The sequence below is a fragment of the Microcystis sp. M53603_WE2 genome, from assembly GCF_030065435.1.
Genome location: NZ_JASJFF010001292.1, coordinates 1 through 5,062, shown reverse-complemented (window position 1 = coordinate 5,062; position 5,062 = coordinate 1). Strand labels below are relative to the sequence as shown.

9 protein-coding genes and 1 tRNA gene are annotated in these 5,062 nt (G+C 40.3%); 2 read left to right on the top strand and 8 right to left on the bottom strand.

All coding sequences use genetic code 11. The features are described 5' to 3' along the window. Nucleotides 1-1,316, bottom strand: a 1,316-nt coding sequence (locus PX481_RS27010) for a hemolysin family protein (RefSeq protein ID WP_288097017.1), incomplete at its 3' end; no start/stop codon positions are given. A gap of 32 nt (nt 1,317-1,348) precedes the next feature. After that, entirely contained in the window at nt 1,349-1,642 is a 294-nt protein-coding gene (locus PX481_RS27005; RefSeq protein ID WP_004159404.1) for a hypothetical protein, read from the bottom strand. A 64-nt stretch (nt 1,643-1,706) separates the two neighbouring features. Between PX481_RS27005 and PX481_RS27000 the strand changes: the two genes are divergently transcribed. Further along, nucleotides 1,707-1,779: transfer RNA gene (locus tag PX481_RS27000), tRNA-Ile, on the top strand. 449 nt (nt 1,780-2,228) lie between these two features. Here PX481_RS27000 and PX481_RS26995 read toward each other — a convergent pair. The 4 genes from PX481_RS26995 to PX481_RS26980 all read right to left on the bottom strand — a co-directional run bounded on the left by PX481_RS26995 (nt 2,229) and on the right by PX481_RS26980 (nt 3,841). Further along, a complete protein-coding gene (locus PX481_RS26995; RefSeq protein ID WP_288024677.1) occupies nt 2,229-2,513 on the bottom strand; it encodes a type II toxin-antitoxin system HicB family antitoxin in 285 nt (94 codons plus the stop codon). A gap of 156 nt (nt 2,514-2,669) precedes the next feature. Further along, nucleotides 2,670-3,056: a HEPN domain-containing protein gene (locus tag PX481_RS26990; RefSeq protein ID WP_004159406.1), complete on the bottom strand. Its 387-nt coding sequence runs from the start codon at nt 3,054-3,056 to the stop codon at nt 2,670-2,672. Then, on the bottom strand, nt 3,053-3,370 hold the full coding sequence (locus PX481_RS26985) for a nucleotidyltransferase domain-containing protein (RefSeq protein WP_004159407.1): 318 nt from the start codon (nt 3,368-3,370) through the stop codon (nt 3,053-3,055). Before PX481_RS26985 ends, PX481_RS26990 begins: the two co-directional genes overlap by 4 nt. 180 nt (nt 3,371-3,550) lie before the next feature. After that, a complete protein-coding gene (locus tag PX481_RS26980) occupies nt 3,551-3,841 on the bottom strand; it encodes a tetratricopeptide repeat protein (protein ID WP_004159408.1) in 291 nt (96 codons plus the stop codon). A gap of 207 nt (nt 3,842-4,048) precedes the next feature. Between PX481_RS26980 and PX481_RS26975 the strand changes: the two genes are divergently transcribed. After that, a complete protein-coding gene (locus tag PX481_RS26975; protein ID WP_288097014.1) occupies nt 4,049-4,201 on the top strand; it encodes a hypothetical protein in 153 nt (50 codons plus the stop codon). An 84-nt stretch (nt 4,202-4,285) separates the two neighbouring features. On the opposite strand, the gene PX481_RS26970 is transcribed toward PX481_RS26975, so the two are convergent. After that, nucleotides 4,286-4,435 (bottom strand): type II toxin-antitoxin system HicA family toxin, encoded by a 150-nt coding sequence (locus PX481_RS26970; protein ID WP_288027202.1) that lies wholly within the window; start codon nt 4,433-4,435, stop codon nt 4,286-4,288. Then, on the bottom strand, nt 4,432-4,698 hold the full coding sequence (locus tag PX481_RS26965) for a type II toxin-antitoxin system HicB family antitoxin (protein WP_004159412.1): 267 nt from the start codon (nt 4,696-4,698) through the stop codon (nt 4,432-4,434). Before PX481_RS26965 ends, PX481_RS26970 begins: the two co-directional genes overlap by 4 nt. Between the last annotated feature and the right edge of the window lie 364 nt (nt 4,699-5,062).

Genomic DNA, 5,062 nt, shown 5'->3' with positions numbered 1-5,062 from the left:
CGATAAATCTTAATTTGTTCCAAGCGAGGGCCGACCTTAGAAATAATGGTAAATTCTAAATTTTGGTAATATAATTGTTCTCCCACCCTCGGTATTTTTTGCCAATGATGGAGGATAAAACCAGCTAGGGTTTGGTATTCATCGGCCAAGGGTAAGCTTAAATTTAATGCTTTGTTCACGTCCTCTAAATTCATTTGTGCTTGTACGAGAAAAGTTGATTCATCGAGGAGTTGGTATTCCAATGTTCCTGATTGATCACTAGGGGGAAAAGTTCCTAGAATCTCGCCGATTAAATCTTTGAGGGTTAATAAACCGGCTGTTCTGCCAAATTCATCCACAATGATAACCATCTTTAAGAATGATTCCTGCATCACTGTCAGTAATTCATTTAAAGGGGTAGTTTCGGGGAAAAAACGCACAGGTTTTAACCAAGGTTTAATCGGGGTTGTTAAATTTAACTGACCTTCGGCAAGGGGTAAAGCTAAATCTTTAAAATCGATCAGACCACGGATATCATCACCAGAATCTCCTGCCACAGGATAGCAAGAATAGCCACTGTTAACCACGTTGAGCAATAATTCCTGAAAAGTTGCGGTCGAGGGAATAGCTATTAAACGGTTATGGGGAACCATGATTTCCGCAGCAGTGATTTCGCCAAACTGGAAGACATTATTTAAAATTTTCCTTTCCGCTGCTTCTAATCCCGTTAATTCCCCTTCCATGCTGATAATTAATTGTAATTCCTCGCAAGTTACCCGATTAGAACGCTGTAGATCCACTTCGGGGATACGGGTTAAAACCAATAAAAAACGAGTTGATTGGTTCAGAATACCGATAAAAGGCTTAAAAATCTGGGAAATAACGCCAATAGGTGCTGCTAATAATCGCGCCATCGGTTCGGCATAAATTAAAGCGAGGGATTTGGGATAAAGTTCCCCAAAAACTATCTGGAGATAGGCAACAATTAAAAAAGCTAGACAAAGAGAGAAACCATGGGAGAGAAGATTTTGCCAGTTTAAAGAAAAGGGTAAAAAACTTAGTAATTTCCTCACAAAAACGGTCATGGTACTCTCCCCGATCCAACCTAAAGCTAAACTAGAAAGGGTGATGCCTAATTGGGTAGTGGAAAGTAAGCGATCGAGACTTCTTTGTAGAGATTGTACCGTCTGCGCTGGCACATCTCCCGCGGCCACTAGCTGACTGATGCGGGTACGACGGACAGACACAAGCGAAAATTCCGCCGCTACGAAAAAAGCATTGAGGACGATTAGTAAAAAGACTAAAATTAAACGAGTCAATAAATCCTGATTATCCATAGCGAAAAGGCAAAATTCGCCTTTTTTAAAGCCTATCCTTTGGTTTCGTCCTTTGATTGCGGTTGGTTTTTCTGTTGTTGCATATAAACTCTCACTCTTTTAATTACTTCTTCTTCTTTAACGGGGATAAAAGTTTGATTGCGACCATAACTGGTGCGATCGTTGGTAAACTTTTTAGCGGGGTTGATATCCGGTTGACTGACTCCCTTCAGGGAGGCGATTCCCAATTGATAGGCTACCCAACCGCTACCGAAGCCGGCGGCTAACATGGCTACCATCAAAAGGAGACCTAACTGCAAGGAGGTGCTGATTGAAAATTTTTTCATCTTGGTGGGGCTGAATTTTCACGTTCAGAGTAATTACCGATCTATAATGAGTTAATAGTATAACCCAGGGTTGGCCGAGCGGTTGAGGCAACGAACTCATAATTCGTGCTAGGCAGGTTCAACTCCTGCACCCTGGATAGTTTTGATGGCTTCGGGTGATCGGCTTCGACTGCACTGGAGTAAGTTAATCTTGTCCTTGTTGGTGCAGAACACAATCTTTTTAAGCCGCTGCATACTAAGGTGATCATGTCAAGAACTCCAGAGTTTCTTTTTCTAAGGCTCTGTCTTAAAGCGGTATTCAGAGTGTAGGGTGCGTTAGGCGGTTACTAATTTGGTCAAAAAACCAAAACTAACAAGCCGCCGTAACGCACCACTTGATCAGAATTGCCAATCGTATCAATGATAACTTATCGAGAAATATTTAGCCCGTGATTAGCAATAATGTCGATTTTAAATTTCCCATAATCGCTAAATCAAATCTCTTTCATAATTCATCATTCATAATTTATCTCAGATATCGAGTTCCGCCAAATGCGATGTTATTGACAACCCTGTTGACTGAGATAACGCAACAAATCTCGACGCTTCATGAGGCGATCAAAGTCGGTACAATTTGGACATGGGTTGATGCAGAAAAGATTAGATAAATTGGTTCTTCTAAATCCGCTTCTGCATCTGTTAACAAACCATTAGGCAAGGGTAAGGATTCCCCCCTAGATAAATTAACTTCTGCCATGTCCACCAGCGCACTAGCTAAGGAAGGGCGTACTGCTGCTAGATCATTTCCCCAGGAAATCACGCCAGGAAAATCCAAGACTTCTCCATGGACTCCCTGTTCCAAAAATTTATACATTGCTTTGTAGGTAAGCATCCAATTTATACTCCTTTCTTTCAGCGAATTTTTTGATTAATATAGCGTTTCTGATTCACAAGAGGTACATTCCCGATCCTGAACAGCTTAATCAGCAAAGGTTTAAGTGTGCCGCACAGATGCGAGAACCGCTATAGATTAAGATATTGTTTTTATTTACTGAATTTGATTATTCTCTAGCCACTTGGTAGCTTCACTAATAAACAATTTTGCATTTTCTAAAGTTTTGCCTGCTTGTTGTTGAGTGATGGGTATCGTTTCATCATAATCACTTAACTGTCTTAAATCAAAAGTCTCACTCAAGGTTCTTGATAAGTTTTGAGATAATTCTCCAGTTTTAATAAATTGTTGTCCAAATTGTTGAATCAAGCCTCTGTGAGTTCTAGTATTGACGTTTTTAGCAGCCAAGAGAGCTTGTATTGTATAATATAAGGCGTAATAAGCCCGAGAAATACAAGCACGATATAGAGTATTTTCCCACAAAATTTCAGCAGCATATAATTCTTCTTTAGCTAGACTTAGTAATGTTTGAATGCGGTTCATAAAGCTATACCTTCTCGGCGAATATTTTCTAATAAAGGAGTATCTTTACATAAAAAGTCTTCTTCAGATATGGGCAAAACTGAGATGAATTGATCGTATTTAAGGTTAATTTGATTTTTAACTTCTCCCATACGGAAAATTTCATCTCCAGGAGAAACTGGACTTTTTAAAATTACCATGATATCAATATCAGAGTCTTCTGTTGCATCTCCTCTGGCTTGAGAACCGTATAGAACTAAGTTTATTAATTTATCGCCATAGATTTTTTCTAGTGCTTGGCGAAATTCTGTGATAATTTTTTCAAGTTTTTTCATAATTTATCAATTTTAGACCTTCAAACTATTTTCCCAAAACTTTAGCCCCATCTTCTTGCAGTTTGTCATTAGCTGTTTCAGATTGATGTTTGTGTATTACCAAGTCGATAAAATTGTTAACTTCCAGTAAAAGTGACTCTGGTAGTTGTTACAATTTAGCGATTGTAGTTTGACGAATAGTCATGAGAACAACCTTCCCCAAAATCCTTTTTCCAGTCTTTTCACTTGATCAAGAGTATATTGGTATTTATCCATCGTGTTCTGTTGCACGTAAAGTTGTGCCGCTTGATTATAGTCAGCGATCGCACCTTGCTTGTCTCCTAAGTTAGACTTGGCATTCCCGCGACCAATGTAGGCATAAGCATAGTCGGGTTTGATTTGAATGGCTTGATTGTAGTCAGCGATCGCACCTTGATTGTCTCCTAATTCACCTTTGTTACAACCACGATTAAACCACTCTTCGGCTGTCAATTTTACCGTTTTTGAATGTAACTCTGGCTTGACTTGAGTAATGCCCCACTCTAGTTTATGGAAGGCAGCAGCATCATCAATCTTCTTGAAACTTACCCAATTAAGTTCTTGTAGGAAGAGTAAATCACCAGGAATTTTATGGTTCTTCGGTTTGTGTTATGCAATGGAGGGGGGTTATAAAGGATAAAACCCTTACACAGAAAGACATTGCTTCGATTTTGGCTAATTGTTTTCTATCTAGAACGAGCTAATCAATTGAGTCTCTTGCCCTATAAGGATTTAGTCGATTTATGCCCCCTGATCGAATCATACCAAGTAACGAAGAACCATTATTGCCGACCAATAAAAAAACAATTTTGAGGCAGAATGATAAAGTAGCTCATGTGATCAGAGCGATCGCCGCTTGTGTTCAAGGTTCTGGTATGTCCAACTGACGAAAAATTCTCACAGCCATCCCTCGACATCGAGAAATTGTCGAGGGATGGCTGTACGCCGACCATTGGGTGGCTTTTCCCAGATGGAATGTTCACTTCCTTCTCGTACCAATTGACAACCCTGTTGACTGAGATAACGCAACAAATCTCGACGCTTCATGAGGCGATCGAAGTCGGTACAATTTGGACATGGGTTGATGCAGAAAAGATTAGATAAATTGGTTCTTCTAAATCCGCTTCTGGGTCTGTTAACAACGCATTAGGCAAGGGTAAAGATTCCCCCCTAGATATATTAACTTCTGCCATGTCCACCAGCGCACTGGCTAAGGAACGGCGTACTGTTGCTAGATCATTTCCCCAGGAAATCACGCCAGGGAAATCCAAGACTTCTCCATGGACTCCTTGTTCCAGAAATTTATACATTGCTTTGTAGGTAAGCGTCCAATTTATGCTCCTTTCTTTCAGCGAATTTTTTGATTAATCGTAAAATGTAGGGTGCGTTAGGCGGCTACCAATTCGGTCAAAAAACCAAAATTAACAAGCCGCCGTAACGCACCGATCGTATCATTAATTGTACCTAATCTAAAACAGGCTTCTAGCCTGTTCCACGGGAAGATGGCCTCGGGGGGATATTGGTTGATAGATAAGGTCTGCTGAAAAAGTTTGTTGGTGGGGGCAGGGTGTGGGGTGTGGGGTGTGGGGTGTAGGGTTTTACCGATTTTGAGGTAGTCAGTTACCTAATTTTCAGGGAAAAAGTACCTGAATTTTACCCCCGATCCCTCCAATG

Bases quoted from the DNA above. Each gene is read 5' to 3' on its own strand.
- PX481_RS27005 (WP_004159404.1), bottom strand. From the start codon at position 1,642: ATGAAAAAATTTTCAATCAGCACCTCCTTGCAGTTAGGTCTCCTTTTG.
- PX481_RS26995 (WP_288024677.1), bottom strand. From the start codon at position 2,513: ATGCTTACCTACAAAGCAATGTATAAATTTTTGGAACAGGGAGTCCAT.
- PX481_RS26990 (WP_004159406.1), bottom strand. From the start codon at position 3,056: ATGAACCGCATTCAAACATTACTAAGTCTAGCTAAAGAAGAATTATAT.
- PX481_RS26985 (WP_004159407.1), bottom strand. From the start codon at position 3,370: ATGAAAAAACTTGAAAAAATTATCACAGAATTTCGCCAAGCACTAGAA.
- PX481_RS26970 (WP_288027202.1), bottom strand. From the start codon at position 4,435: ATGAAGCGTCGAGATTTGTTGCGTTATCTCAGTCAACAGGGTTGTCAA.
- PX481_RS26965 (WP_004159412.1), bottom strand. From the start codon at position 4,698: ATGTATAAATTTCTGGAACAAGGAGTCCATGGAGAAGTCTTGGATTTC.